At 70.4% G+C, this 24,971-nt stretch carries 26 protein-coding genes; 11 read left to right on the forward strand and 15 right to left on the reverse strand.

Annotated features, from left to right (window positions below; translation table 11 throughout):
- Positions 1-145 precede the first annotated feature (145 nt).
- Complete coding sequence (locus D9R14_RS18875; protein ID WP_121624899.1) at positions 146-1,336, forward strand: rhamnan synthesis F family protein; 1,191 nt, start codon at positions 146-148, stop codon at positions 1,334-1,336.
- A 68-nt stretch (positions 1,337-1,404) separates the two neighbouring features.
- On the opposite strand, the gene D9R14_RS18880 is transcribed toward D9R14_RS18875, so the two are convergent.
- Together D9R14_RS18880 and D9R14_RS18885 are read right to left on the reverse strand one after the other, a co-directional pair.
- Positions 1,405-2,172, reverse strand: coding sequence for a DsbA family protein (locus D9R14_RS18880; RefSeq protein WP_245420890.1), 768 nt, complete (start codon positions 2,170-2,172; stop codon positions 1,405-1,407).
- 28 nt (positions 2,173-2,200) lie between these two features.
- Positions 2,201-3,646, reverse strand: coding sequence for a M48 family metalloprotease (locus D9R14_RS18885; protein ID WP_121624901.1), 1,446 nt, complete (start codon positions 3,644-3,646; stop codon positions 2,201-2,203).
- 316 nt (positions 3,647-3,962) lie between these two features.
- On the opposite strand from D9R14_RS18885, the gene D9R14_RS18890 reads away from it, so the two are divergent.
- Both D9R14_RS18890 and aat read left to right on the forward strand, forming a co-directional pair.
- Positions 3,963-5,141, forward strand: coding sequence for a pyridoxal phosphate-dependent aminotransferase (locus D9R14_RS18890; protein ID WP_121624902.1), 1,179 nt, complete (start codon positions 3,963-3,965; stop codon positions 5,139-5,141).
- Between the two features lie 57 nt (positions 5,142-5,198).
- Positions 5,199-5,870 carry a leucyl/phenylalanyl-tRNA--protein transferase gene (gene aat, locus D9R14_RS18895; RefSeq protein WP_121624903.1) on the forward strand — a complete coding sequence of 224 codons (672 nt, stop codon included), beginning with the start codon at positions 5,199-5,201 and terminating at the stop codon, positions 5,868-5,870.
- Here the strand turns inward: aat and D9R14_RS23560 are convergent.
- The 4 genes from D9R14_RS23560 to speB form a co-directional block, all read right to left on the reverse strand.
- On the reverse strand, positions 5,807-6,388 hold the full coding sequence (locus D9R14_RS23560) for a DUF2155 domain-containing protein (RefSeq protein ID WP_342634798.1): 582 nt from the start codon (positions 6,386-6,388) through the stop codon (positions 5,807-5,809). The genes aat and D9R14_RS23560 overlap by 64 nt on opposite strands.
- A gap of 64 nt (positions 6,389-6,452) precedes the next feature.
- The gene (locus D9R14_RS18905; RefSeq protein WP_121624905.1) at positions 6,453-6,863 is read right to left on the reverse strand and encodes an NADH:ubiquinone oxidoreductase subunit NDUFA12; all 411 of its coding nucleotides are present in this window, start codon (positions 6,861-6,863) and stop codon (positions 6,453-6,455) included.
- 82 nt (positions 6,864-6,945) lie between these two features.
- Positions 6,946-8,046, reverse strand: coding sequence for a calcium:cation antiporter (locus D9R14_RS18910; protein ID WP_245420891.1), 1,101 nt, complete (start codon positions 8,044-8,046; stop codon positions 6,946-6,948).
- 102 nt (positions 8,047-8,148) lie between these two features.
- A complete protein-coding gene (gene speB / locus D9R14_RS18915; protein WP_121624907.1) occupies positions 8,149-9,129 on the reverse strand; it encodes an agmatinase in 981 nt (326 codons plus the stop codon).
- A 215-nt stretch (positions 9,130-9,344) separates the two neighbouring features.
- Between speB and D9R14_RS18920 the strand changes: the two genes are divergently transcribed.
- Complete coding sequence (locus tag D9R14_RS18920; RefSeq protein ID WP_147453066.1) at positions 9,345-10,544, forward strand: GGDEF domain-containing protein; 1,200 nt, start codon at positions 9,345-9,347, stop codon at positions 10,542-10,544.
- 10 nt (positions 10,545-10,554) lie between these two features.
- On the opposite strand, the gene D9R14_RS18925 is transcribed toward D9R14_RS18920, so the two are convergent.
- The 3 genes from D9R14_RS18925 to D9R14_RS18935 form a co-directional block, all read right to left on the reverse strand.
- Positions 10,555-12,384 (reverse strand): anti-sigma factor domain-containing protein, encoded by a 1,830-nt coding sequence (locus tag D9R14_RS18925; protein ID WP_147453067.1) that lies wholly within the window; start codon positions 12,382-12,384, stop codon positions 10,555-10,557.
- Positions 12,363-12,899 (reverse strand): sigma factor-like helix-turn-helix DNA-binding protein, encoded by a 537-nt coding sequence (locus tag D9R14_RS18930; RefSeq protein ID WP_121624910.1) that lies wholly within the window; start codon positions 12,897-12,899, stop codon positions 12,363-12,365. Before D9R14_RS18930 ends, D9R14_RS18925 begins: the two co-directional genes overlap by 22 nt.
- A gap of 161 nt (positions 12,900-13,060) precedes the next feature.
- Positions 13,061-13,456: a flagellar export protein FliJ gene (locus D9R14_RS18935; RefSeq protein ID WP_121624911.1), complete on the reverse strand. Its 396-nt coding sequence runs from the start codon at positions 13,454-13,456 to the stop codon at positions 13,061-13,063.
- A gap of 453 nt (positions 13,457-13,909) precedes the next feature.
- Here D9R14_RS18935 and ctrA point away from each other — a divergent pair, with 453 nt between their 5' ends.
- A complete protein-coding gene (ctrA, locus tag D9R14_RS18940; protein WP_121624912.1) occupies positions 13,910-14,611 on the forward strand; it encodes a response regulator transcription factor CtrA in 702 nt (233 codons plus the stop codon).
- A gap of 96 nt (positions 14,612-14,707) precedes the next feature.
- Here the strand turns inward: ctrA and copM are convergent, their stop codons facing one another.
- The 3 genes from copM to chpT all read right to left on the reverse strand — a co-directional run bounded on the left by copM (position 14,708) and on the right by chpT (position 16,374).
- Positions 14,708-15,142, reverse strand: a complete 435-nt coding sequence (gene copM, locus D9R14_RS18945) for a CopM family metallochaperone (protein WP_245420892.1) — start codon at positions 15,140-15,142, stop codon at positions 14,708-14,710.
- A gap of 64 nt (positions 15,143-15,206) precedes the next feature.
- Positions 15,207-15,707: a hypothetical protein gene (locus D9R14_RS18950; protein WP_121624914.1), complete on the reverse strand. Its 501-nt coding sequence runs from the start codon at positions 15,705-15,707 to the stop codon at positions 15,207-15,209.
- A 13-nt stretch (positions 15,708-15,720) separates the two neighbouring features.
- Positions 15,721-16,374: a histidine phosphotransferase ChpT gene (chpT, locus tag D9R14_RS18955; protein ID WP_121624915.1), complete on the reverse strand. Its 654-nt coding sequence runs from the start codon at positions 16,372-16,374 to the stop codon at positions 15,721-15,723.
- A 233-nt stretch (positions 16,375-16,607) separates the two neighbouring features.
- Here chpT and cysQ point away from each other — a divergent pair, with 233 nt between their 5' ends.
- The 3 genes from cysQ to D9R14_RS18970 all read left to right on the forward strand — a co-directional run bounded on the left by cysQ (position 16,608) and on the right by D9R14_RS18970 (position 19,487).
- Complete coding sequence (gene cysQ / locus D9R14_RS18960) at positions 16,608-17,390, forward strand: 3'(2'),5'-bisphosphate nucleotidase CysQ (protein ID WP_394010350.1); 783 nt, start codon at positions 16,608-16,610, stop codon at positions 17,388-17,390.
- Between the two features lie 173 nt (positions 17,391-17,563).
- A complete protein-coding gene (locus D9R14_RS18965; protein ID WP_245420893.1) occupies positions 17,564-18,163 on the forward strand; it encodes a DUF1134 domain-containing protein in 600 nt (199 codons plus the stop codon).
- An 85-nt stretch (positions 18,164-18,248) separates the two neighbouring features.
- Complete coding sequence (locus tag D9R14_RS18970; RefSeq protein ID WP_121624917.1) at positions 18,249-19,487, forward strand: coiled-coil domain-containing protein; 1,239 nt, start codon at positions 18,249-18,251, stop codon at positions 19,485-19,487.
- A gap of 96 nt (positions 19,488-19,583) precedes the next feature.
- Here the strand turns inward: D9R14_RS18970 and D9R14_RS23300 are convergent, their stop codons facing one another.
- From D9R14_RS23300 to D9R14_RS18980, 3 genes are all read right to left on the reverse strand, one after another.
- Positions 19,584-20,402 carry a DUF2865 domain-containing protein gene (locus tag D9R14_RS23300; protein ID WP_184759548.1) on the reverse strand — a complete coding sequence of 273 codons (819 nt, stop codon included), beginning with the start codon at positions 20,400-20,402 and terminating at the stop codon, positions 19,584-19,586.
- A gap of 166 nt (positions 20,403-20,568) precedes the next feature.
- Entirely contained in the window at positions 20,569-20,730 is a 162-nt protein-coding gene (locus D9R14_RS23205) for a hypothetical protein (protein WP_170168682.1), read from the reverse strand.
- 188 nt (positions 20,731-20,918) lie between these two features.
- Complete coding sequence (locus D9R14_RS18980; protein ID WP_121624918.1) at positions 20,919-21,233, reverse strand: hypothetical protein; 315 nt, start codon at positions 21,231-21,233, stop codon at positions 20,919-20,921.
- Positions 21,234-21,556: 323 nt separating this feature from the next.
- On the opposite strand from D9R14_RS18980, the gene D9R14_RS18985 reads away from it, so the two are divergent.
- The 3 genes from D9R14_RS18985 to D9R14_RS18995 all read left to right on the forward strand — a co-directional run bounded on the left by D9R14_RS18985 (position 21,557) and on the right by D9R14_RS18995 (position 24,816).
- Positions 21,557-22,489, forward strand: a complete 933-nt coding sequence (locus tag D9R14_RS18985) for a LysR family transcriptional regulator (protein ID WP_121624919.1) — start codon at positions 21,557-21,559, stop codon at positions 22,487-22,489.
- Between the two features lie 270 nt (positions 22,490-22,759).
- On the forward strand, positions 22,760-23,257 hold the full coding sequence (locus tag D9R14_RS18990; protein WP_121624920.1) for a formate dehydrogenase subunit gamma: 498 nt from the start codon (positions 22,760-22,762) through the stop codon (positions 23,255-23,257).
- Positions 23,254-24,816: a formate dehydrogenase beta subunit gene (locus tag D9R14_RS18995; protein WP_121624921.1), complete on the forward strand. Its 1,563-nt coding sequence runs from the start codon at positions 23,254-23,256 to the stop codon at positions 24,814-24,816. The genes D9R14_RS18990 and D9R14_RS18995 overlap by 4 nt, the downstream gene beginning before the upstream one ends.
- Positions 24,817-24,971 lie beyond the last annotated feature (155 nt).

Consider the following 24,971-nt stretch of genomic DNA (forward strand, 5'->3'; position numbering starts at 1 on the left):
GTCGTCCCTTGCTTTTCCCTGTCCGGCTACCTATGGATAAGCCGTATAAACTGGATCGGTACTGCCAGGATTGTACAGCCGGGAGTATACGGCTGAAACTATACAGTGAATCCTGGGCAGGCCGTGCGGCGGGCGGCGGAACTCTATGAAGATCAAACTGGATCGTCCGCGCCTCGCGTGGTACGTCGCGACGAAGAAGCTGTCGCAACTTCCGAAGATCATCAAGGAACGCACGCCGCAGATCATCTCCGACGAGATCTGCCGTCCCGCCCAAGGAGATGTCTTCGCCATCGTCGTGAAGTATGTGAAGTTCGGCCTGAGCGCCGACTTCCTCGCGCTGCTCGACAGTCTTTCCGCCGCCTCGGTGAATACCATCGTGGTGTGCAATGGCGCGCCCGATGCGCAGATGAAGGCGCTGCTCGCCGCCAAGGTTCACCGCATCATCGTCCGCCGCAATATCGGCCGCGACTTCGGCGCCTATCGCGCTGCGACGCTGCACCTGCACGCCCAGGGTTTCCGGCCCGCGCGCGTTATCTACCTGAACGACAGCGTCTATTACCTCGCCGGCCCCGCCCTCGACGATTTCACGCGCAAGCTCGCGGCGAGCCCCTACGACGTGGTGGGGGCGCTGGAGAACCACGCCCACAGCCACCATCTCGGCTCCTACGCCCTGTCGCTGTCCGGCGCGGCGTTCGCGGATTCCAAGATCCTGCGCTTCTGGCAGCGCTACCGGCCGTACGACCTGCGGCCCTACGTCATCAAGAAAGGCGAGCTTCGGCTCAGCAACACGCTCCGGCGCTGCGGCTACCGCTTCGACACGGTCTATGGCGCCGAAAAGCTGGCCGACCGCCTCGCCGCCATGAGCCTCGCCGAGATCGTCGACCACATGCGCTATCTGCCGCGCCACTTCCAGATCACCGGCATGGTTCCGGCACTGGGGTCGGCCGCCTCGCTGGCGAGCCTGTTCACCGATGGCGACGATGATGGCGGGTCGAACACGCGCACGCCCCCTGCGCCCCGGCTGCCGCTCGGCGCCGACGCGCGGCCCGAGGCCGCTTTGGTGAAGGCGACGCTGATCGACGCCATCATGCGCGCCGTCACCACCCACAGCCAGATCCACGAGGGGTTCGGCCTGTTCCACCGCCTGCTCGACTGCCCGCTGGTGAAGAAGGACCTGCTCCAGCGCGACATCTTCACCGAGCACCAGATGGTGGCGATCCTCGACCGCATGCCGAAGGACGAGAGCGCCACGGTGCTGCGCGAGCTCATTAACCGCGGCCGGCCCACCTATGTGCGCGGCAAGGCCCGCTTCATGATGGACCACGGACTGATCTGAGACCGGCCGGCGCGCGCGCCGGCCGGCGTCCGGGCGACGTCCCGGCCCGTCCTACTTGCCGGCCTGTCCTACTTCCCCGCCTTCGCCTGCTTGCGGGCGTCGGCGACCGCGGCCTTCAGCACGTCGAGGCCCTGGGCGCCCATCACCACCTGCTCGCCGATCACGTAGAAGGGCGTGCCGCTCTGGCCGAGCGCCTGGGCGAGCTTCATGCTCTCGTCCAAGGTGGCGTTCAGCTCGGGCGAGGAGGCCTGCTTCTCCAGCGCCGCCACGTCGATGCCGGCCTGCTTGGCGGCGGCGAAGGCCTTGGCGCGGTCCGCCTGGCCGCGCATGCCCATGAGCGCCTGGTGGAACGCCATGTACTTCTCCGGCGCCACCATGCGCACCGCCACCGCCACCTGGGCGGCTTCCACCGAGCCCTGGCCGAGCACCGGGAACTCGCGCAGCACCACGCGCAGGTTCGGGTCCGCCTTCACCAGTTCCTGGAGGTCGGCGAGCGCGCGCTTGCAGTAGCCGCAATTGTAGTCGAAGAACTCGACCAGGGTGACGTCGCCCTTGGGGTTCGCCACCACCACGCCGCGCTGGCCGTCGACCAGCACAGACCTCAGCTCCTTCACGGCCTTGGAGGCCTGCTCGGCCTGTGCGGCCTGGTTGCGGGCCTCCAGCACCGAGACCACCTCCTCCAGCACCTCGGGGTGCTTGAGCAGGTATTCGCGCACGATGGTGCCGATCTCGGTCTTCTCCGCATCGGTGAAGGCGCGCGCGGGCGAAACGAGGACGCACGCGGTGGCCGTGACCAGCACGGCGTTGCGGCAAAGACGGCCCAGGCGGGCAAGCATGAAACTCTCCATCGGCTTGAGATAAGGTCTATCGGTTGTTCTGCGCCGACTTCGGCGGCTTGAAGTTCACAAGGTCGTCGGCCTTGAGCCAGCCCGGCGTGCCGGGCGGGAAGCGCTGGCGCGCGCGGGCGGCGATCTCGCGCCCGATCTTGAAGTCGCCCGAGGCGAAATAGCCGTGCGCCGCGGCGAGGTCGGCATTGGCCACGTCGCCCTTGCGGCCATAGGCCATGGCGAGCGAGCGCCAGGCGCCGGCCGAGTTCGGATCGCGCTGGGTGGCGAGAATCAACTCGCGCAGCGCCTCCTCGTTGTAGGAGGGGTTGCCCGACTGCACCAGCGCCTGCCCGAGCATGGCGCGGATCAGCGGCGCGCCATTGGTCATCGCCACCGCCTTGCGCAGCGGCGCGATCGATTCCGGGGCGCGGGCGCTCTCCAGCAGCGCCTGCCCCTTCAGCTCGTAGAAATAGGGGTTGTTCGGCTGGCGCGCGATCAGCGCGTCGATCTGGGCGATGGCGCCGCTCACATTGCCGTAGCGATAGGCCGAGATGGCGCGGGCATATTGCGCCGGCAGCGACGTGTCCGAGAGCGGATACTTGCGCGCCACCGCGTCCGGCCGCTCCATGAAGCCCACCAGCTTGGCGCGCATCATGTCGTGGCGCTCCTGGAGCGCCGGCGGGTCCTTGGCGTCGTAATAGGGGCTCGCCTTGGCGAGCGCCTCCAGCGCGGCGATGCGCTCGCGCGCCATGGGATGGCTCAGGAGGTAGGGGTCGATGCGCTGGCTCAGGAACAACTGGTCGTCCTGGAAGCGCTGGAAGGTCTCGATCATGCCGCGCGCCGATTGCTGCGTGGCATTGAGATAGGAGACGGCGGAGCGGTCGGCGGCCTGCTCCTCGCCGCGCTGGTAGGTGAGCAGCGAGCGGCGGATCATCTCCTGCGGCGCGGTCATGCCGGCCGCGGCAATGCTGCCCATGTCGCGCCCGCCGACACCCGCCGCCGCGCCCGCGGCGACGCCCGCGCCCGCCAGCAGCATGGCGACGATGGCCATGGTCTGCGCCCCGGCGATCTGTTCGCGCATGCGGGCGAGATGGCCGCCGGCGATATGGCCCGCCTCGTGCGCCAGCACGCCGATGATCTGGTTCGGCGTCTTGGAATCCATCAGCGCGCCGGTATTGACGAAGATGCGCTTGCCGTCCGCCACGAACGCGTTGAACGAGCGGTCGGAGATCAGCACCACCTCGACATTCTGCTGCGCGAGGCCCGCCGCCTTGAGGACCGGGCGGGTATAGTCGCGCATCAGCGCCTCGATCTCGGTGTCGCGGATGGTCGGCGGCCCCTTCGGCTGCGAGGTGCCGGACTGCGCCGCCGCCTCATGCAGCGGCAGCGCCGCGAGGGACGCCGCGCACAGGATGCGGGCGAAGGCGCGCAGGCCGGCGCGTGCCGCGCCCGGCGCAGGAGAAGGAGAACGCAGGCCGATCATGGAAGCGTGCTTCGTCCGTTCCGTTTCCGCCCCGAGGCCGGAGCTTTATGGGTCCAGGGCCCGCGCGCCGGAGCGCCACAGGCGGTTGAGCGAGGTCCGGTGCCGCCTGAACCCCACGCCCGACGCCGCGGACCGCACGTCCGCCTTGGCGCCCGGCAGCCCGCGCGCTACGAGAGGGGACACTGGCCTCCGCATGGCGCCGGGTCAATGCGCCCGTCGTCACGTTGGAGCGACCTCGCCTACGGACAGACAGATTGCGGCGGCAAGACGGCGCCCCGCGCGCGCCGTGCCGCCGCCCGCAAGGAAGTGAACGCCGATGCATGCTCCCGGCCCGCGCCCCGTCACCCCCTCCCGGCGCAGCGCCGTCGCCCCCTTCATGGTCATGGACGTGATGGCGCGCGCCGCGCGCATCGAGGCCACGGGCGGCAAGGTGATCCACCTGGAGGTGGGCCAGCCCGCCGCCCCTGCCCCGCTGGTGGCCCGCAATGCCGCCGCCGCGGCGCTGGCCGCCGGCCAGGTGGGCTACACCACCGCGCTCGGAATCCCGGCGCTGCGCGCCCGCATCGCGCGCCATTATGCCGACGCCTACGGCCACGCGCTCGACCCGGAGCGGGTGGTGGTGACGAGCGGCTCCTCGGCCGGCTTCATCCTCGCCTTTCTCGGCCTGTTCGAGGCCGGCGACCGGGTCGCCATCGCCGCCCCGGGCTATCCGCCCTACCGCCACGTGCTCAGCGCGCTCGGCTGCGAGCCGGTGCTGATCGAGACCCATGCGGAGGACCGCCACGCGCTCACCCCGGAGCAGCTGCGCCGGGCGCACAGGCAGGCGCCGCTCGCCGGCGTGCTGGTGGCGAGCCCGGCCAACCCCACCGGCACCATGATGGACCGCGCGGCGCTCGCCGCTTTGATCGACTGCGCGCGGGAGCTGTCCATCGCCTTCATCTCGGACGAGATCTATCACGGCCTCGACTATGCCTTTCCGGCGGTGACGGCGGCGGAGTTCGGCGACGACGTCACGGTCATCAATTCCTTCTCCAAATACTTCTGCATGACCGGCTGGCGCGTGGGCTGGATGGTGGTGCCGCCCGCTCTGGTGCGCACCATGGAGCGGCTGCAGCAGAACCTCTCCATCTCCGTGCCGACGCTCTCCCAGATCGCCGCCGACGCCGCCTTCGAGGGCCGCGCCGAGATGGAGGCCATCAAGCAGAGCTATGTGGAGAACCGGCGCATCCTCACGCAGGGCCTGCCGAAGGTGGGGCTGACGCGCTTCCTGCCGGCGGACGGCGCCTTCTACCTCTACGCCGACGCCTCGGACTTCACGTCCGATTCCCTCGACTTCGCCACGCGCCTGCTCGACGCCGCCCATGTGGCGCTGACGCCGGGGGTGGATTTCGACCCGTTCCGCGGCCACCAGTATCTGCGCATCTCCTATGCCGGAGCGGCGGCCGACATGCACGAGGCGGTGGCGCGCATCGGCGCCTTCCTCGCCAAGGGGTGACCACGCGGGGCGTCCCGCCGCCATGATGTCGCGCGAATTGATGCTAGTCTTGAGGCCATGAGCCGCCTGTCAGACCAGATCGTCGAGATCACCCCGGACGTGCTGCTGAAGGCCTATGCCTGCGGCATCTTCCCCATGGCCGAGAGCGCGGACGATCCGGGCCTCTACTGGATCGAGCCCGAGCGGCGCGGCATCATCCCGCTGGACGCCTTCCAGGTGTCCTCCCGGCTCGCCCGCACGGTGCGCTCGGACAAGTTCGAGGTGCGCGTCGATACCGACTTCGACGGCGTCATCGACGGCTGCGCCGAGCCGCAGGAGGGGCGCGAGAAGACCTGGATCAACGAGCGCATCCGCCGGCTCTATGGCGAGCTGTTCCAGCGCGGGCGCTGCCACACGGTGGAGGCCTGGCGCGACGGGCGGCTGGTGGGCGGGCTCTACGGCGTGCGGCTCGGCGGCGCGTTCTTCGGCGAGAGCATGTTCCACCGCGAGCGCGACGCCTCGAAGGTGGCCCTGGTGCACCTGGTGGGCCGGCTCAGGGCGGGCGGCTTCCGCCTGCTCGACACCCAGTTCGTCACCAGCCACCTGAAGAGCTTCGGCGCGCTGGAGGTCTCCCGGCGCCAGTATCATCGCCTGCTCGACCAGGCGCTCCAGACCGAGGGCGACTTCTACCGCTGGCCCGCCGCGGTGTCGGGGATGGGCGCCTTGCAGCCCACCAGCCAGACGTCATAGATCGGGTGCTCCACGCCGTGGAGGCCCGGGCTGGAGGCGAACATCCAGCCGGTGAAGATGCGCCGCGCCTCGCCCTTGGGCGTCACCTCGTTCACCTCGGCGAAGGCGGTGGTGTTCTGCTGCTCCGTGGCCGGGCGCGTGTAGCACACGCGCGGCGTCACCTGCAGGCCGTGCTCGTTGGGGAACTGCACCGTCTCGCCGATGGCGACGTCGAAGGTGCGGATGCGGCCGGTGATCTTGTCGAGCCCGGCGAACACGGCGAAGCCGTTGGCGATCTTCACCGAGGGCGGCTGCACCACCACCACGTCGCCGTCCGGCGAGGTCTCGACCTGCGGGCCGGCGGCGGGCGGCGCCGGCTGGGCCGGAGGCGCGGCCTGCGGGCGCGGCTGCACGGGCTGGCGCGGCACGAGGCCGCCCGGCGGCGGCGGGGCCTGCTGGGATTCGATGCCCTGGCGCTGGGTCTGCGCGACGGCCGCAGGGGACGCGAGGCCGATGCCGGCGGCGGCCGCAAGAGCCACCGCGGCAAACGATGCCGCCGAACGACGTGTCGCTATGAGACGATAGGAAATCCGCACCACCGTCCTATTCGCCCGGCGTCCAGGCCTTGTAGTCGCCGGTGACGCGCGGCCGCATGCCGCCGGCGAGCACGGAGCCCTTGGGGCGATAGGCGCCCGGGGTGCCGGTCATGTTGCGGCGATGCGGCTTCTGCCAGTCGCGCGGCGCGTAGCTCTCGTCGCTGGGCGGCGTGTCCACGCGGTGGTGGATCCAGCCCCACCAGCCGGGCGGAATGGTCGAGGCATCGGCATAGCCGTTATAGATCACCCAGCGGCGCTCGAAGCCGAGCGCCGGGTCGATGGCGCCGCCCTTGGTGCGGTAGTAGCGGTTGCCGAAGGCGTCGTCGCCCACATGCTCGCCGAACCGCCGGGTCCACCACCAGGTGCCCACGGTCTGCTTCTCCCACCAGGTGAAGATATAGAGCAGAAGGGTCTTCACAGCGCTTTCGCCTCGCTTGCGACGTCGGCCGGGAACATGCCACCTCGCCTTGGCCCTGTCCACCGGCGACACGCGCGCAGTCTCAGGGCACGAACAGAAGCATCACATAGACCACGAACACGATGAGATGGACGATGCCGGTGAGCGCATTGGTGCGCCCGGTGCCGAACGAGAGGATGCACAGCACGAAGGTCAGCACCATGAGCGTGCGGTCCTCGGGATCGAGGCCGAGCACCATGGGCTTGCCGATATAGATGCTGATCGCCGCCATGGCCGGAATGGTCAGCGCGATGGTGGCGAGCACCGAGCCGAGCGCGATGTTGAGGCTGTGCTGGAGATGGTTGCGCGCCGCCGCCCGCACCGCGCTGATGCCTTCCGGCATCAGCACCAGCGCCGCCAGCAGCGCGCCCTTCACCGCGTCCGGATCGGCGAGCTGGAACTGGCCGAGGAAGGTCTCCACCCCCGCCGCCACATGGCGCGCGAGCGCCACCACCGCGCCGAGGCTGAGCAGCAGCATCACCAGGGCGACGGTGAAGCGCCTCCCGTCCGGCATCCCGCTCCCGTGGCCGGGCTGCTGGGCGCCGAAGTGCTCGGCGTAGCGCACCGTCTGCATGTAGAGGAACAGGCAATAAAGCCCGATCGAGACGAACGCCATGTAGACCAGCTGGAACGGCGTGAACGTGCCGCGGGTGTGGGCGTGGGTCTCGTTGGGCAGGATCAGCAGCATCACGCCGAGGGCGATGATGACCGAGAGATAGCCGGTGACGCCCTGCTGCGCGATCTCCTGCTCGCGGTGCTTGAAGCCGCCCAGCAGCAGGCACAGGCCGACGATGCCCGAGGTGACGATCATGATGACCGAGAGCACCGACTCGCGGGCGAGCGTCGGGTTGTTCTCCTGGTAGAGCATCAGGGAGGCGATCACCGACACCTCGATGACCGTCACCGATAGCGTCAGCACCAGCGTGCCGAACGGCTGGCCTAGGCGCGAGGCCACCACGTCCGAATGGGCCACGGTGGCGAAGGCGGCCCCGGCGAGCAGCACGGTCGCCAGAAGGCTCAGCGCGGTGGCGGCGGGCCCATGGTTCTCCGGCGCGAGGTCCGGCCAGACGATGAGCGCAAGCGCCAGTCCGAGCGCCAGAACGGGGAAGGCATAATGCGCCGGCGCGATCCGGTGTCCGCTCACATCCGCCTCCGGTTCAGGAACGGCGGCGGTCTCGCACATCACGCCGCAGTGCACAAGCGTTCCGGAGCGACACGCGGCAACCCCAAGGCCGCGTAGCGGGCGCTAGGGCGCGGGGCTGAATCCCTTTCCCTTGCGTTCGGCGAGAAGGCAGAGATAGGCGCTGGCGAGCGTCGCGCCGGCGAGCGCCGTGATCTCCGCATGGTCGTAGGGCGGGGACACCTCGACCACGTCGAACCCCTTGAGATTCAAGGCGCCGAGGCGCCGCAGGCAGGACACCGCCTCGCGCGTCGAGAGCCCGGCGCAGACCGGCGTTCCGGTGCCGGGGGCAAAGGCCGGGTCGAGCGCGTCGATGTCGAACGTCAGGTAGCAGGGCGCATCGCCCACGCGGGCGCAGATGCGCGCGGCGAGCGCTGCCGGGCCCATCTCCCCGGCGGTGAGCGCATCGATGATCTCGATGCCGTAGCTCTGCGGCGCGTGGGTGCGGATGCCCACCTGCACCGAGCGCTCGGGCAGGATCAGGCCGTCCTTCACCGCGCGGGTGATCATGGTGCCGTGGTCCACCCGGTCGCCGGCATCGTCCCAGGTGTCCTGGTGGGCGTCGAACTGCACCAGGGCCACCGGCCCGCCGAGCCGCTCGGTCAGCGACTTGAGCAGGGGATAGGTCAGGAAGTGGTCGCCGCCGAGGGTGACGAGATGGCTGCCGCGGGCATAGTGCGCCGCCGCCTGCGCGGCGATGGCGGCGGGGATGCCGGCCGGCAGGCCGTAGTCGAACACGCAGTCGCCCGCATCCGCCACGTCGAGCGCCGCGAACGGGTCGAAGCCGAACGGGTAATAGGGATCGCCGTCGAGGATGGTGGAGGCGGCGCGCAGCGCGCGCGGGCCGAAGCGGGTGCCGGGCCGGTTGGAGACCGTCACGTCGAGCGGCACGCCCCACACCACCACCTCGGCGCCACCGCCGTCGCGGGCGTAGCGCCGGCGCAGGAACGAGGCGGCGCCGGAATAGTTCGGCTCGGTCGACTGGCCGAAGCGGAAGCCGGGATCGAGCGCCCGGTCGACGGGACGGGGCATTGTGGGGTCGGCCATGGCAGGTCTCCTCGGACGGCCGGACGCAGGGCCGTGCCGCCTTGAGACTGATATCCCGCCGTCCCGGTGATGATCCAGAGCCGCGTTCCGCCGGCCGCCTGCGACACTGCCACCCCCCGGCTGAGGCAGCGGTTCCCCATTGCCGCCGTCGGCGTTTCGTTTAGCTTGGCAATCCCAGCGGGCGACATGGGCGATGAAGCAACCTGGACGCGATGATGCTTGATGTTCCCACGCTCTTCCTGACGGCGACCCTCCTGAGTCTGCTGGTGGGGGCGATGCAGGCGGTTGCCTGCGTGCGGGCGGAATCGGAGGCGCTGTCCCATTGGGCCGGCGCCAGCCTGTGCTTCGGCGCCGGCTGCTTCATGGTGTTCCTGCGCGCCTCCGTTCCGCTTGAGCTGTCGGCCCTGGCCGGAAACGGGCTGATCTTCCTCGGCCTCGGCCTGGTGCTCTCGGGCGTGCGCGTGTTCGACGGGCGCACGCCGCACCTGTGGCTGGTGACCGCGGCCGCCGGCTTCGGCACCGCGCTGCTGGCCGCGACGTTCGCCTTCGGCGACCAGGCCGCGGCGCGCATCGCCATCGTCTCGCTGATCGTCGCCGCCTGGGCCGGCATGGGTTGCGTCATCCTGCTGCAGTCGGAGGCCGGCGTCCCGGTCGTCTCGCGGACGATCGCCGCCGTTCTGATGTGCAGCTTCGCCCTGCTCCATTTGGCGCGCGCCGCCGGCGTGCTGAGCGGCGCGCTCTCCCCCGACGCGGCCATGAGCGGCAATCCCCAGGCCGTCCTGCTGATGCTGGCGATCTGCCTCGCCGTCGCCTGGGGAATGGGCTCGCTGTTCATGGTGCTCGACCGGCTGGCATCTCATGATGCGCTCACCGGCCTCGTGAACCGCCGCATGACGCTGCAGCGCGCGCGGATGCTGCTCGAGGAGGCGCAGGTCAAGCGCCGGCCGCTCTCGGTGCTGATGGTGGACCTCGACCATTTCAAGTCCGTCAATGACCGGTTCGGCCACCATATGGGCGATGATGTCCTGCGGGCGTTCGCCCGATGCGCCCGCTCGGCCCTGCGCGCCGGCGACTTCATCGGCCGCTACGGCGGCGAGGAATTCTGCGTGGTGCTGCCGGGCGCCGATACGGGCACGGCGCGGATCGTGGCCGAGCGCCTGCGCACGGTGGCGCAGTCGCAGATGCCGCCGATCGGGGGCCGGGAGATCCCGGTGAGCGTGACGATCGGCACGGCGAGCTTCGTCCCGGCCGTCTTGCCGGGCCATGAGATCGCGTGCGGCGACATGGAGGACCTGATCCAGCAGGCCGACCATGCGCTCTACGAGGGCAAGCGCCTCGGCCGGAACCGGGTGATCACCTTCTCGCCGTCAGGCACCCCCGTCTTCGAGATCAACGCCGCCCACGCCTGCGCCTGACACCGCCCGCCTATTCCGGCGCGAGGCGCCCTTCGAAGAGCACCGGACCCGGCGCATCCCCCGCTGCCGTTCCCTGGGCCGGACCCAGCGTGACGGCCAGGGTCGCCCTGCCGAGCGCCCCCCGGTCGACCGCGCCGAGGGCGGGCGTGCGCACCGCGAGGCCCGCCGAGAACGAGCCAAGCCGCACCGCCTGCTCGCCCTTCGGCCGCAGCCACAGATGATAGGCCATGCCCTCCGGCGGCGGCGGCGCGAAGGCCCGCACGAACACCACCCCGCTCTCCGGATCGACCCGCACCGTCACGGCGGGCGCCGCCTGCGCCTGCAGCACCGCCACATAGTCCCCCACGCGCGGCCACACCCATTGGCGATACGCCGTGAGCCCGCCGAGCCCGACGGCGATGATGGCGAGAAAGGCCGCCGCGGCACGCCAGATGGCGGCGTCCGGCGTCGGCCGGCGGGCCGGCTCGGCTTCGTCCTGCAAGGCCGCTGCGGGCGCTTCCGCCGCCGGACCGACCGCCGACGGGTCTTGCGGCAGCGAGGCGGCGGCATCCTCCAGCGCCCCGGCGCCCGCCGGAACGGCCTCCGCCGCCGCCGCAACCGCGATCTGCGGTTCCGCGCGCGCAGCCTCCGGCAACGGCGGATCGGCAGGGACGGGAAGGTCTGGAGCCGGGGGGACAAGAACGGGAGCCCCTAGGCCTGCGCCGGCGAAGGCGGGAGAGGCCGGCGCCTGCGTGGTCCCGTCGACAGCCGGCGGCGTGAAAACAGGAGGCGGCGCCATTCCGGATGGTGCTGTGCCTGAGAGCGCTTCGCCCGCGTCCGGCGGCGCGAGAACGGAGCAACGGCCTTCCGGGGCTTTGCCCGCCGCCGGAGGGGCGTCCGGCGCCTCGGGCTGGACGGGCGCCCCCTCCGCAGCCGGCGGCGGGGCGAGAGCGGCGGCGGCAGGCGGCGGCGGAGCCGCGGGAGCGGAGCGGGACCAGCGCGCGGCGATGCGGCCAAGCAGACCGATCCGCGCCGCGCGCAGCGGCTCCGGCGCGGAGGCGGCGCCGGCGGCGCCGGCTCGGTCTGTGTCCTGCGCGGGCGGGAGTGCCGCAGCCGGTGCGGGCGCAGGTGAGGCCGCAGGTGTGGGCGAAGGTGTGGGCGCGGCCGGCCCATCGCGCCCTGGCTTCGCCCCCTGCCCCAGCGCTTGCGCCGGCGGCGCCGCGGCAGGCGCGGACATGAGCCGGACAGCGGGCGCGGCACGGGGCGCGAGCGCGGCGGCGGTGCCGCCGGACGGCGCGGCGGCGGGTGCCGCGCGCAGCTCGGCCTCCAGCTGGTCAAGGCCGGCCAGGAGGCCCTCCCATTCCGCCTCGATGGCCTCGCTCATGGCCTTGAGCGCCGCGGTCCGGTCCAGCGGCGGCGGCGCCGGCACGGCCGCGAGGGCGGCGCGGCTGCCCGCTTCGGACACCACCGCCACCGACGGCGGAGGCGGGGCGCCCTGCCGGGCGAGGGGGCCTTGGGGAACCGGGGCCGGCGCCCCGCCTCTTGCCGTGGATGCAGGCGGCGCCGACCGAACTGGGGGCGCCGGCGCAGGCTCCGGCGCGGCAGGCGCTGTGGGCGGCGGCAGTGCGGCGAGGATGGAGGCGAGCAGCGCGGGCGGCGGCGTGACCGGCACCGACAATTCGTGCAGCGGCGCGAGCCGGCGCTCCCAGTTGCGCACCAGGCCCGCGAACTGGGCATCGGTGCGCAGGCGTTCGCGCGCCGCCTCGCGCCCGGCGCGGTCGAGCGTGCCCAGCACATACTCGGCCGCGAGCGCGCGATCGTCTTCGTTCGCCTTCGGCGTCACGGGCGACGGGCGAGGCACGTCGCGATCTCGCTGCCGCTGCGGGCGAGCCAGGCCTTCACGGTGGCCACGGGCGCGTCGAAATAGACCGAAAGGGCCTCCCGGCTCCAGCCGTCGTTATAAGCGAGCAGCACCATGCGCCGCCGTTCCTCGGAGAGCGCGCCGAGCGCGCCGAGAAGGCGCCGCAATGCGGGGCTGCGCTCGCGCCGGAGCGGATCGACCGCGCCCTGCGGGGCGTCGAACGGCTCGAAGACGACGGTCTCGTCGCGCGAGCGGGCGACATCGAGCGCGCTGGCGCGGGCGATCGCCACCAGCCAGGCAACGGGATCGTCCGAGGTCTGATAGTCGGCGGCCCAGGCATGGATGCGCAGGAAAGCGAGCCGCATGGCCTCGCCCGCACGGTCCGGCCGCCGCAGAAGGCGCAGCACGATGCCATAGAGCTTGGCGCCCGACAGGCGATAAAGTTCGGCCAACGCGCGCCGGTCGTCCTCCGCGACCCGCGCAATCAGATCTTGGACCTCGCGGGTGAGCGCCATGGCGACCTCGTGTTCCGTTGGTCGCCGGCAACTCTAGCGGCGCAGTTGCCGCTTGTCGTCACGCCAAATGGGGGAACCGAGGCCTTAAAATAGAAAATTTCCCTTGTTGCACCGCAACTTCGCTACGTCGCTACCTACTCTCGCGCCCTGCAACCAGGCGTTTAGGGACGGACCGCCTCGGCAGTCCGCCAGGCCGCACGGCGCGGGCGCGCCTCGACCTTGGCGGAGCGGTCGAGTTCGCCGGCCGCCTCCACCAGAGCGAGGTCGGCCTCCGCCTCGGCGAGGGCGGCACTCGCCTCCTCCCGCTGGGTCTTCAGCTCGCCCACCGAGTGAGTCAGATTGTCGCGGCGGTTGCGCGCGGCCATGGCGAGCGGCGGATAGGCGAAGTGCCGCGGATCGGTCATGCCGGAGCGGCGTTCCTCGGCGGCGATGTCGCGGTCGAGGTCGAGCGCCATGCGTTCGAACTCGCTGATCATCATGTCGATCTGCGCCAGGCGGCGGCGCTTGTCGTCGATCTGGAACCTCTTGGCGCGGATCAAAGGCTCTCGCGACTTCATCACCGTCAACTCCGGACACGCTGCAGGAGAAGGCCGCGGCAGGCGCTTTGGACCCTCGATCCTGCAGAGAATGTCCCATTGCGGTTGCCCGTTGGTTACCGCCGCCGCAGAGAAATGAAGAAAATTGCCGGAACCTCCGCCACGGCAACCAATCGTTTACCGCCTTCGTTAATCATGGCTGCAAGGGTCGGGTGACGCGTGTTGCGCCGCCCGGCCGGCGTCCGGGGGAACTCGGGCGGGGGCTGATCGCGTAGGGGGGCGTGCGGAAAGACTTAAGTGCTTGGAACAGAGTCAGTCTTGACTCCCGTGCACAAGGATTTTTCCGCACACCCTTGTGGAAGAGAATCGGTTTCTGTTAACGATTCTACAGACCTAACGCGAATCACCCGTCGCCCGAGCACGCGAAAGGCGGCCCAGGCCGTCTTTCGAGCAGTTGCGAGGAAAGGGATTGCCATGCGCGTCTTGCTCATCGAGGACGACAGTGCGACGGCCAAGGGCATCGAATTGATGCTGAAGACCGAGAGCTTCAACGTCTATACGACCAACCTCGGTGAGGAAGGGGTCGACCTCGGCAAGGTCTACGAATACGATATTATCCTGCTCGACCTCAACCTGCCGGACATGTCCGGCTTCGAGGTCCTGCGCTCGCTCCGGGTGGCGAAGGTCAAGACGCCGATCCTGATCCTCTCCGGCCTCGCCAACACCGAGGACAAGGTGAAGGGCTTCGGCTTCGGCGCCGACGACTACCTCACCAAGCCGTTCCACAAGGACGAGATGGTGGCGCGCATCCACGCCATCGTGCGGCGCTCGAAGGGCCATGCCCAGTCGGTGATCCAGACCGGCGACCTGATCGTCAACCTCGACACCAAGACGGTGGAGGTGGAAGGCAACCGGGTGCACCTGACCGGCAAGGAATACCAGATGCTGGAGCTGCTCTCGCTCCGCAAGGGCACCACCCTCACCAAGGAGATGTTCCTCAACCATCTCTACGGCGGCATGGACGAGCCCGAACTGAAGATCATCGACGTGTTCATCTGCAAGCTGCGCAAGAAGCTCGCGAACGCCTCCGCCGGCAAGAACTACATCGAGACGGTATGGGGCCGCGGCTACGTGCTGCGCGAACCGATGCTCGGCACCGAGCGCATCGCCGTCTGATCCCTCCGCGCCTTCCCTCGCACGACAAAAGCGCCCCACCCTTCCGGGTGGGGCGCTTTTGTTTCGGCCGGCCTGTTTGCCGGCCTACCTGCTGGCCTACTTGCCGGCCTTGGCCTTCTCGGCCTTGGCGAGCCACGCCTTCATGAAGGCGATCTCCTCCTCCTGGGCCTTGATGACGGCCTCGGCCAGCTTGCGGATCTCAGGGTCCTTGCCGAAGCCGAGTTCGATCTTCGCCATCGCCACCGCCCCCTCATGGTGCGGGATCATCCCGCGCACGAAGTCGATGTCGGCATCGCCCGAATAGGCGATGTCCATGTCCTGGTGCATGCGCGCGCCCGCCGCCTTGAAGGCGGCGGTGGACGGGCTGTCGGCGGGCGCCGCGGCGGCGTGGCCGCCGCCATGGCCGTCGTGGCCCGGCATCGCCGCCTGGGCGAAGGCCGTTGACGGCCCGAGGGCAAGGGAGCCAGCGACGAGGCCGGCAACGAGACGGGCGGCGGCACCACGGCGCGCCGGAGGCATGGGGGACCGCATGGGGTCTCTCCTCGAAAAATGACAGGGAACGATCCGGCGCCCGAAAGGCCGGCGCCGCGGGCCGTCAGCCGCGCGCGCGGGGCGGCGGCAGCGCCACCTCGGCCGGGTGCGCCGCCGGATCGGGCGCCTCGCGCGGGACCAGCCGGACGACCCTCGCAGGATCGGGCAGGACCATCGCGTCCGCCGGGACGAGCGTGTGGCACACGGCGCCGCAGGCGGGCATGCGACAGCAGCCCGCGCCGTCGCGGCCGCAATCGCCGGCGGGGGCGGGAAACGTCACGGCCACCAGGGCCTGGGCGGTGCCTGAAATTGCGGTGTCCGGCGTCGACGGCGCGGACGCATCCGCCGGCGCGCGCCGGATGGCGGCCGGGGCGACGAACGGGACCGCCGCTGGACCACCATGGGAGATTTGCGCCGCTTCAGGGGGCCATTCGGCGCTGGTCCCGCCTTCCGCGGCTGTCGCGGAGGCGTGCGGGCATCCGCCATGGGCGCGCGCCGGCATGGAGCCGAGATGAAGCCCCGCCGCGACCAGGACCATCAGCGCCAGAAGCCTGAAAAGCCGCATCAATTCCGTCCCGTCAGGCGGCGGTGAGCGTCACCGTGTCGCCGTCCTGCACGAACCCCACCGCCATCGCGCATTCGCGCGCCAGCATGCCGGCATAATAGGGCTGGACCACATGGGCATCCAGCCCGCCTTCCGGCGTCGCTCCGCCGATAAGCGCCTCTATTCCCTGCGGAATTCTTGCGCTGACGCCGGTCGACACGAGCCGGAACCCCATCGCGTCCCCCGCCCCCACCGGATTGACCACGATGGCCCCGCCGCGCGGAATGGTGGTGGTGGCGAGCAGAACCAGATTCAGCAGCAGTTTCACGCGGTTCTTCGGCAGAAGCTCGCGCGGCAGCTGCCAGTCCACCCGGGTGCGCTCGTCCTCGATCATCCCCCGAACCACCTGCTCGGCATCGCCGAGATCGAGCCGCGCTCCCACCGACCCCGCCGCCCCGAAGGCGAGGCGGGTGAACTGGAGCCGCGCCGACGCCTGCCGCGCGCTCTTGGCGATCAAATCGAGCGCCACCTCGCGCATGTCGGCAGCGTCTTTGTCTTCAAGCACTTCCACCCCGTTCACCACCGCCCCCACCGGACTGATGACGTCGTGGCAGACCCGCGAGCACAGCAGCGCGGCGAGATCGAGCGCGGAAACCTCGGGCGCGGGGCCTGCGGCTTTGGTGGACATGGCGGCTCCCGCGGGGTGGCGGACCGGCGCGGCGCCCGGTCCCAGAGCGGCCGGCGTCCGCCCGAATCCTCAAGGGCAAGGTCGGCTCTGATACAACGGAGCCGGTGCGGCAGGCAAACCACCACCCTTGGTGGCCCCGGAGCGCCGTCGACGCGATCCGGCAAGGGTGCTACGAGGCGCCCATGACCGAGCCCCTCCCGCCGCCCCGCGCGCCCCTTCCCACGGATTCCCCGCTGCTGGCGGGCCTTGCCGCCGCTGCGCTCGACGCCGGCGTCGCCATCCGCCGCATCGAGGCGGAGGGCTTCACCGCCGAGGAGAAGGCCGACCGCAGCCCCGTCACCAAGGCGGACCGGGAGGCCGAGACCATCATCTGCGCCCACCTCGCGCGCCTCGCGCCGGGCGTGCCGGTGGTCGCCGAGGAGGCCATGGCCGCGGGGGCGCAGGTGGAGCCCGGCGCCCGCTTCTTCCTGGTGGACCCGCTGGACGGCACCCGCGAGTTCCTGTCCGGAAACGGCGAATACACCGTGAACATCGCTTTGGTGGAGGATGGCCGGCCGGTGCTCGGCATCGTCTATGCCCCCGCGCTGGCGCTGCTCTATGCCGGCCGGCCCGGTGCCGCCTTCCGCGCGATCCGCGCCCCCGGCGCGCCGGTGGATGCGCAGGACTGGGAGCCGATCGGCTGCCGTCAGGTTCCGCAAGGGCCGATCTGCGTCGCCACCAGCCGCTCGCACGGCGATCCCGTCACCGACGCCTTCGTCGCCCGGCACGAGGTGGCGGAGATGATCCCCGCCGGCTCCGCGCTCAAGTTCGGCCTCTTGGCGGAGGGCAAGGTGGACCTTTATCCGCGCTTCGGCACGGTGATGGAGTGGGATACCGCCGCTGGCCATGCCTTGGTGAACGCCGCCGGCGGCCGGGTGACCCGCCCTGACGGCTCGGCGCTCACCTACGGGCACAAGGATGCCGGGTTCAAGGTCAACGGCTTCCTGGTCTGGGGTGCGGGCCGCGCGCCGGCCTGATATCCCGGCGGCACCCGGTTAAGGGAGCGATAATCCGTATCGGCGATGGTGATTGCTGTGCGATAGGACGGCAAAACCCGCACGGCGCCTCACGGGCGTCACACTACGTGCCACAATGTTCTTCGATTCGAGGCGCGCCGCGCGCCCCGGCGATGCCCACCGTTGGAGCCGCCATGTCCCTGGTCCAGAGCCTGCGCCCGTTCCGCCTGAGCCCCGCCACCCTGCTCGTGGCGCTCGGCCTCGCCTTCGCCGCCATCGGCCCGGCGGCCGCCCAGCAGCAGCCGACGCCGCAGACCTATTCGACCAACGAACTGGTCAGCAAGGGCCATTCCTTCTTCGGCTCGATCTCGCGCGGGCTCGCCTTGTCGATCGAGAAGGCGGTGAGCCAGTGGGGCCAGCCCAACGGCTACATCCTCGGCCAGGAAGGCGCCGGCGCCTTCATCGGCGGGCTGCGCTACGGCGAAGGCGTGCTCTACACCCGCAACGCCGGCGACCTGAAGGTCTACTGGCAGGGTCCGTCGGTGGGCTGGGACTTCGGCGGCGACGGCGCCCGCACCATGATCCTGGTCTACAACATGCGCAGCGTGGACGACATCTTCCGCCGCTTCGGCGGGATTTCGGGCTCGGCCTATCTGGTGGCCGGCTTCGGCATGACGGCGCTCGGCGCCGACGGCATCGTGGTGGTGCCGATCCGCTCGGGCGTCGGCGTGCGCCTCGGTGCCAATCTCGGCTACCTCAAATTTACCTCCACCCCCACCTGGAACCCTTTCTGAGCCAGGACCCGCCCGCCGCTCTGGCGGGCGCCAGCGCGGCGTGGCATGAAAGAGCCCTCGTGGAGCGATAAGGGCGCGTGCGCGGGTGATCGAGCAGATCCTGTATTTCCTTCTGGGTGTCCTCCTCGCGACGCTCGTGGCTCTGCTCGTGCTGCCGGCGGTCTGGCACCGCGCCGTGCGCCTCACAACGCGCCGCGTCGAGGCGGCGGTGCCGGTCTCGCTGTTCGAGATCCAGGCCGACAAGGACCAGCAGCGCGCCTTCTTCGCCCTCAGCCAAAGGCGGCTGGAACTGCAGGTGGACGAGCTGCGCGCCACCATCGTCGCCCACGCCGCAACCATCGAGACCCAGCGCCAGCGCACCTTCGAGCTGGAGCAGATCGTCGCCGACCTCAGCCGCACCGGTGACAGCGCGGCCGCCGTCAGCGCGGAGCGGGCCGTGCTGATCGGCGAGCTTCAGGACCAGGTGAGCGACCTGACGGCGCGCGGCGCCGGCCTCGACCAGGACCTTTCGGCCGCGCGCGAGACCATCGCCGCCCAGGAAGCCGCGGTGGCGCAATTGAATGCCCGCGTCGCCGAATTGACGGCGACCCTCGCCGATCGCGAAGCGAGCCTTTCCCAGGAGCTGGGCCGCGTGGCCGACCTGGAGGCGGAAGCCGCGCTCCTCACCACCAATCTCACCGCCACCACGCACCGCCTGGAGACCACGACCACCGCGCTGGAATCCGAGCGCGACGGCACCGCGCGCCTGTCGGCCGAGCTGGAGCGCGTCCGGGCCGAGCTTGCGGATGCGAAGGCGCTCGGCGCTGCGCGGGGCGAGGAGATTGCCCGGCTTTCCACCGAGTTGGAGCGCACCACAAGCGAGCTTGGGGCGGCGCGCACCGATCTCGACGCCACCCGCTCGGTGGTCCACGCCTTCGAGCACCGCCGCGCCAGCGAGTTCGCCGATGCCGAAGCGGAAACCCGCCGCATCGCCGCCGACCTCGATCGCCTGCGCGCCGACCATTCGCTGATGGAGGACGCGCTGGTGCGCGCCCGCTCCGTCACCGGGCCGAGCGAGGCGCCGCCGCCGCCCGCCGACCTCGGGCCGGTCAAGGACGCGCTCGCCGATCTCGCCGCGCGGGTCGTCGCCCTCACCGCCCGCATGGAGGGCGCGGCCTCGCCCCTGCCGGCGCTCATCGGCAGCGCGGACGGCGGATCAAGCCTCGCAGACCGTATCCGCGCGCTGCTGGCGTCCGATGGCGCGGAGGCGGAGGCCGCAGCCGCCCCGAGCGAGGACGCAGAGATCGTTGCCGCCGCGCGCACCCGCAAGCGCAAGGGCGCCTGACCGCAGCGACCGGGCCGCAGGGAGCGGCGGCGGGCGCGCGAGCTGAGCGTCGCCCGCGGCTCTGTGCCTGCGCCCCGGCCACGCGGGGCCCTCTTCCTACAATTGGGTCAACTCGGCGATCCGCTTGCGCATCGCCGAGCCGAGCTCCGGGAACCGGTCCGGCGAGACGAAGTCCCGTTCGCGATAGGGCGGCCTCGCCTTCGCAGAGCCGGCGAACACCTTGGCGCCGGCTGCGGTCATCACGATGTCGCCGCGCCGGAGCGTGGGGTCCTGGGTGACGTCCACATAGCGCATGCCGCCCGCCCGGCCATCGGCGGTGCAGGTGCAGTCGGGAACGAGCCGCTCGCGATAGACGAAGGCGGTGGCCAGCGACGTATAGGTCTTGCCCTTGGCGTTGACGGCACCGTCGATCGCCTTGTCCGAGGCGTAGGTATAATAGACGTCCATCTTGGCCGCCGGGCAGAAGCCGCTGCACTGCGCCAGCGCCGCGGCTTCGCCGCCCGCCTCCGCCCGTCCCTGGAGCGGGAAATAGCGCCCGTCGCAGGTCCGCACGCAGAAGGCGTAGCTGCCCACCCCGCCGCGCATCGGCCCTTCGATCCCTTCTCCATAGCCCTCGCCGGAACGCCCGCCCGGCGTGATCGTGATGGAGGTGCGGCCATCGTTCGACGGCAAGCGCGGGCCGAACAGCGCGGAGAAGAAGTCCGTCGGCGCGGCATAGGCCTGCGGCGCGGAGGCCTGGCGCGCCGCGGCGGGGGCAGCGGCCGGGCTCGGCCGGACACCCGCCGCGGGCGGCGCCCCGGAGCGGCGCAGCCATTCCTGGCGGTTGAACTCGAAGGCGCTCTCCTGCGCCCCTGCGCTCGCCGGCCAGGCGACGCAGGCGACCAGGGCGGCGACCATGATCCGCAGATGACCCATCCGCCCGCCCTCCCCTGACGATGCCGCTCGCAGCAATGCGGTACGAAACGTCGGCTTCAGGCGGCCGCCTGAAGCCGCGGGCGCAGCAGATTACGACCGGATGAAGCCTTCACCTCGGCGAATCCACCTATGCGGACACTCGCTCCGCCCTGTTGGCCCGCGCGCCTCACGCCAGGGCCGACACGTGGCTGGTGATGCCCGGAACGTGCATCGGCGGCGCGTTGTGTGGCGCGTTGAGCAAAGCGATGGCCGGGGTCGCCATCAGGACGGCGGCGAACAGGCACGCCACGAGAGAGATCAGGACGGATCCATGAGCCAAGCTGGGCATGGCACAAACCTCTGCGACTCACATCCTCCAGATTCGGCCACCGCTCCGAATGGAGACGTAAATAAAAAGTTAATAACCCCCTTTGGTTCCCATGGTTCCGTTCACGGTTGCGCGATTGGAAGCAAGAAAGGGCGGCATCCGCCGATGCCGCCCCGCAAATATCCGCCGTCCGAACACTCGGCCGCTCCTCAGCGACGGCACACCTGAACCCAGCGCCAGCCGCCATAGGGCCCCCGCACCTTGGACCAGTAGCACCAGGGATAGCGCGGCGCGCGCCATCCCGCGGCGTAGCCGGGCACCACGACCCGCGCGCCCGGCTGCCAGTAGCAGCGATAGGGACCGCAGACCCAGCGCACGGTCTCGGCGGCGGCAGGCGCCGCCCGCTCGGCCGCGGCGACCGTTCCCGGCGAGAACGGCGCGGCGCTCGCTGCGCCAGCATAGGCGAAACCGATAGCAAGAAATGCGGCGCCCAGCGCCGCCCGCACGGCATGTCGCTTCATCATGACTCCTCCGCCAAGATCTTCCCGCTTTCCCGAAGCCTCGCGCGCCCGCATCGCCGATCTCCGGCCAAGGGATTGCGCAGCCACGTCATGGCGTTTTGGCGGTGAGGATCGGGCGGCGGCAAGCCGGCAATTGTAACGTTCTGAGACATCGCAGCGGCGCCGGCGGGAATTCTCCTTGCCGGGGAACGCCATCGCCGCCTCCGCCCCCGGCCCGGCGGCGCGGCCGGCTTCGCTCAACATGGTTGCGGCGCGGTTAACGCCCTGCGGCACCGCGGCGACGATCTCCAGTTGCGCGCCGCCTGCGAACGCCTTGATATGCGGCGATGATCGACAAGCTTGAATATCTCATCGCCCTCGCTCGTGAGCGTCATTTCGGCCGCGCCGCCGAAGCCTGCGGCGTGACCCAGCCAACCTTGTCCGCCGGCGTGAAGCAGCTGGAGGACACGCTTGGCGTTCTGCTGGTGCAGCGCGGCTCACGCTTTCTCGGCTTCACGCCCGAGGGCGAGCGCACCCTGGAATGGGCGCGCCGCATCGTGGCCGACCACCGCGCCATGCGGCAGGACATCGATGCGCTGAAGCGCGGACTGTCCGGCCCGCTACGCATCGCCGCCATCCCCACCGCCTTGCCCATGGTGGCGGCGCTCACCACGCCGTTCCGCGAGCGCCATCCGGACGTGCGCTTCACGGTCATCTCGCGGACCTCCATCGAGATCCTCAACCACCTGGAAAATCTGGAGATCGACGCCGGACTGACCTATCTGGACAACGAGCCGCTGGGCAAGGTCAACACGGTGCCGCTCTACCGCGAGCGCTATCGCCTCGTGACCTCGGCCAGCGCGCGCTTCGGCGATCGCGAGCAGGTGAGCTGGGCGGAGGTGGCCGAGCTGCCGCTGGCGCTGCTCACGCCCGACATGCAGAACCGCCGCATCGTCGACAGCCTGCTCACCGCCGCCGGCGGCCCGCCGAAGCCGACGCTCGAATCCAACTCCATGATCGTGCTGTTCACCCATGTGCGCACCGGCCACTGGGCGAGCGTGATGCCGGCGATGCTGGCGGATTCGCTGGGGCTGACCACGCTGGTGCGCTCGATCCCCATCGTCGAGCCTGACATCTCTCATTCCATCGGCCTGGTGGTGCCGCACCGCGAGCCGACCACGCCGATCACCGCCGCTTTGGTGGCCGAGGCGCGCCGCATCGCGCCGAAGCTCGAAGCCTCCACCCTCACCGATCCCGCAATTGCTGCACTGCAGCATTGATGGCGCCGGAAACGGGTCTTGAGACCGGCGATGCATAGAGAAACGCGATTGAAATACCAAGAACGACCCTAAACTGCCCATTTCGCCGCAGCCCGAGACGAGGAACCACGTAATTTTACCTCCGCGCGGCGGGCACGGTCGATAGAGATGTTCTATCGCAACATCCCACAGCTGGCTTGATCCCGCGTCCCGCTGTGCGATCCTCTTTTGAAACGATCACAAAAAGGGGCAGCGCGCGGCGCGGCTCCCGGTTTCAAAAGGGTGGAAGCGATGGCGGTCCATGAACCGTGGAGCACCGAGCGCGCAGCGCAGGTCATTCAGGAGCATCGCCATCTGGACGGCGCGGCGATGCCGATCCTCCACGCGCTCCAGGAAACCTTCGGCTTCGTGCCCGAGCCCGCCGTCCCGATGATCGCCGAGACGCTCAATCTCTCGCGCGCCGAGGTGTGGGGCGTCGTCACCTTCTATCACGACTTCCGCCGCGAGCCGGCCGGCCGCCACGTGGTGAAGCTGTGCGCAGCGGAGGCCTGCCAGTCCATGGGCAGCACGGCGCTCGCCGCCTATGCGGAGGAGAAGCTCGGCGTCGCCATGGGCGAGACCTCCGCGGATGGCCGCGTGACGCTGGAGCCCATCTATTGCCTCGGCCTGTGCGCCTGCGCGCCCTCCGCCATGGTGAACGGCCAGCTCCTCGGCCGCCTCGACACGGCCGCCATCGACGAGATCGCTCACGACATCGCCCGTGACGGCGCGAAGGAGATGGCCCGGTGAAGACCCCCCGCATCTTCGTTCCCAACGACGCCACCGCCATCGCCTGCGGCGCCGACAAGGTGTTCGGCAAGCTGAAGGATGCGCTGGCGGCCCGTGGCGTCACCTACGATATCGTGCGCAACGGCTCGCGCGGCCTGTTCTGGCTGGAGCCGCTGATCGAGATCGAGACCCCGGCCGGCCGCGTCGGCTACGGCCCGGTGAAGCCCTCGGACGTGGAGAGCCTGCTGGAGGCCGGCTTCGTCAACGGCGCGCCGCACCCGCTGTGCGTGGGCCTCGTGGAGGAGATCCCGTTCCTCAAGAAGCAGACGCGGCTCACCTTCGCCCGCTGCGGCATCATCGATCCGCTCTCGCTCGACGACTACAAGGCCCATGGCGGCTATAAGGGCTTCGAGCGCGCCGTGGCGCTCGGCCCGGCGGCGACCGTGGAAGAGGTGTTCGAGAGCGGCCTGCGCGGGCGCGGCGGCGCGGGCTTTCCCACCGGCATCAAGTGGCGCACCGTCGCCGCGGCACCGGCCGACCAGCGCTACATCGTCTGCAATGCCGACGAGGGCGACAGCGGCACCTTCGCCGACCGCCTCATCATGGAGGCGGACCCATTCTGCCTGATCGAGGGCATGACCATCGCCGGCCTCGCGGTGGGTGCCACCAAGGGCTTCGTCTACTGCCGCTCGGAATATCCGCTCTCCTACGCGGTGATGGAGAAGGCGATCGCCATCGCCCGCCAGGCGGGGCTGCTCGGCAGGAACATCGCTGGCTCGGGCGTCGACTTCGACATGGAGATGCGGCTCGGGGCCGGCGCCTATGTGTGCGGCGAGGAGACCGCGCTGCTCGACAGCCTGGAGGGCAAGCGCGGCGTGGTGCGCGCCAAGCCGCCGCTGCCGGCGCACAAGGGCCTGTTCGGCCGGCCGACCGTCATCAACAATTTGATCTCGCTCGCCACCGTGCCGGTGATCCTTGAGAAGGGCGGCAAGTTCTACAAGGACTTCGGCATGGGCCGCTCGCGCGGCACCATGCCGATCCAGCTCGCCGGCAACATCAAGCATGGCGGCCTGTTCGAGACCGCCTTCGGCATTCCTCTGGGCGAGCTGATCTACGACATCGGCGGCGGCACGGCCTCCGGGCGTCCGGTCCGCGCGGTGCAGGCGGGCGGGCCGCTCGGGGCGTATCTTCCCACCTCGCAGTTCGACACGCCGTTCGACTACGAGGCGTTCGCGGCCAAGGACGCGCTGATCGGCCATGGCGGCATCGTGGTGTTCGACGACACGGTGGACATGGCGCACATGGCGAAGTTCGCCATGGAATTCTGCGCCCATGAGAGCTGCGGCAAGTGCACGCCCTGCCGCATCGGCTCCACCCGCGGCGTCGAGACGATCGACAAGGTGATCGCCGGCGAACGGCGCGACGCCAACCTCGTGGTGCTGCGCGACCTCTGCAACACCATGAAGCTCGGCTCGCTGTGCGCGCTCGGCGGCTTCACCCCCTACCCGGTGCTGAGCGCCCTCAACCACTTCCCGGAAGACTTCGGCGCCGCGCCGAAGCTGCCGCAGGCGGCGGAGTGAGGGCGATGGGCCGGCTCCTCATGCGACAGTCGCGGGTGATCCACTCTCCCCTTGCGGGAGAGGGTGCCGGGCGGAGCGAGGCGGGTGAGGGGTACGGCGCCGCTTGCGCACGGCCGGAGATGTTCTCGCACGCGGCTAAGCCCCCTCACCCCAAC

Source organism: Xanthobacter tagetidis (genome assembly GCF_003667445.1).
Classification (GTDB): domain Bacteria; phylum Pseudomonadota; class Alphaproteobacteria; order Rhizobiales; family Xanthobacteraceae; genus Xanthobacter; species Xanthobacter tagetidis.

Excerpts from the sequence above, each read along its gene's own strand:
- ctrA (WP_121624912.1), top strand. The coding sequence starts at position 13,910 with ATGCGCGTCTTGCTCATCGAGGACGACAGTGCGACGGCCAAGGGCATC.
- D9R14_RS18950 (WP_121624914.1), bottom strand. The coding sequence starts at position 15,707 with ATGCGGCTTTTCAGGCTTCTGGCGCTGATGGTCCTGGTCGCGGCGGGG.
- D9R14_RS18965 (WP_245420893.1), top strand. The coding sequence starts at position 17,564 with ATGTCCCTGGTCCAGAGCCTGCGCCCGTTCCGCCTGAGCCCCGCCACC.
- speB (WP_121624907.1), bottom strand. The coding sequence starts at position 9,129 with ATGGCCGACCCCACAATGCCCCGTCCCGTCGACCGGGCGCTCGATCCC.
- D9R14_RS18920 (WP_147453066.1), top strand. The coding sequence starts at position 9,345 with ATGCTTGATGTTCCCACGCTCTTCCTGACGGCGACCCTCCTGAGTCTG.
- D9R14_RS18990 (WP_121624920.1), top strand. The coding sequence starts at position 22,760 with ATGGCGGTCCATGAACCGTGGAGCACCGAGCGCGCAGCGCAGGTCATT.
- D9R14_RS18985 (WP_121624919.1), top strand. The coding sequence starts at position 21,557 with ATGATCGACAAGCTTGAATATCTCATCGCCCTCGCTCGTGAGCGTCAT.
- D9R14_RS18930 (WP_121624910.1), bottom strand. The coding sequence starts at position 12,899 with ATGGCGCTCACCCGCGAGGTCCAAGATCTGATTGCGCGGGTCGCGGAG.
- D9R14_RS23205 (WP_170168682.1), bottom strand. The coding sequence starts at position 20,730 with ATGCCCAGCTTGGCTCATGGATCCGTCCTGATCTCTCTCGTGGCGTGC.
- chpT (WP_121624915.1), bottom strand. The coding sequence starts at position 16,374 with ATGTCCACCAAAGCCGCAGGCCCCGCGCCCGAGGTTTCCGCGCTCGAT.
- copM (WP_245420892.1), bottom strand. The coding sequence starts at position 15,142 with ATGCGGTCCCCCATGCCTCCGGCGCGCCGTGGTGCCGCCGCCCGTCTC.
- D9R14_RS18935 (WP_121624911.1), bottom strand. The coding sequence starts at position 13,456 with ATGAAGTCGCGAGAGCCTTTGATCCGCGCCAAGAGGTTCCAGATCGAC.
- D9R14_RS18890 (WP_121624902.1), top strand. The coding sequence starts at position 3,963 with ATGCATGCTCCCGGCCCGCGCCCCGTCACCCCCTCCCGGCGCAGCGCC.
- D9R14_RS18880 (WP_245420890.1), bottom strand. The coding sequence starts at position 2,172 with ATGCTTGCCCGCCTGGGCCGTCTTTGCCGCAACGCCGTGCTGGTCACG.
- aat (WP_121624903.1), top strand. The coding sequence starts at position 5,199 with ATGAGCCGCCTGTCAGACCAGATCGTCGAGATCACCCCGGACGTGCTG.
- D9R14_RS18980 (WP_121624918.1), bottom strand. The coding sequence starts at position 21,233 with ATGATGAAGCGACATGCCGTGCGGGCGGCGCTGGGCGCCGCATTTCTT.
- D9R14_RS18885 (WP_121624901.1), bottom strand. The coding sequence starts at position 3,646 with ATGATCGGCCTGCGTTCTCCTTCTCCTGCGCCGGGCGCGGCACGCGCC.
- D9R14_RS18875 (WP_121624899.1), top strand. The coding sequence starts at position 146 with ATGAAGATCAAACTGGATCGTCCGCGCCTCGCGTGGTACGTCGCGACG.
- D9R14_RS23300 (WP_184759548.1), bottom strand. The coding sequence starts at position 20,402 with ATGGGTCATCTGCGGATCATGGTCGCCGCCCTGGTCGCCTGCGTCGCC.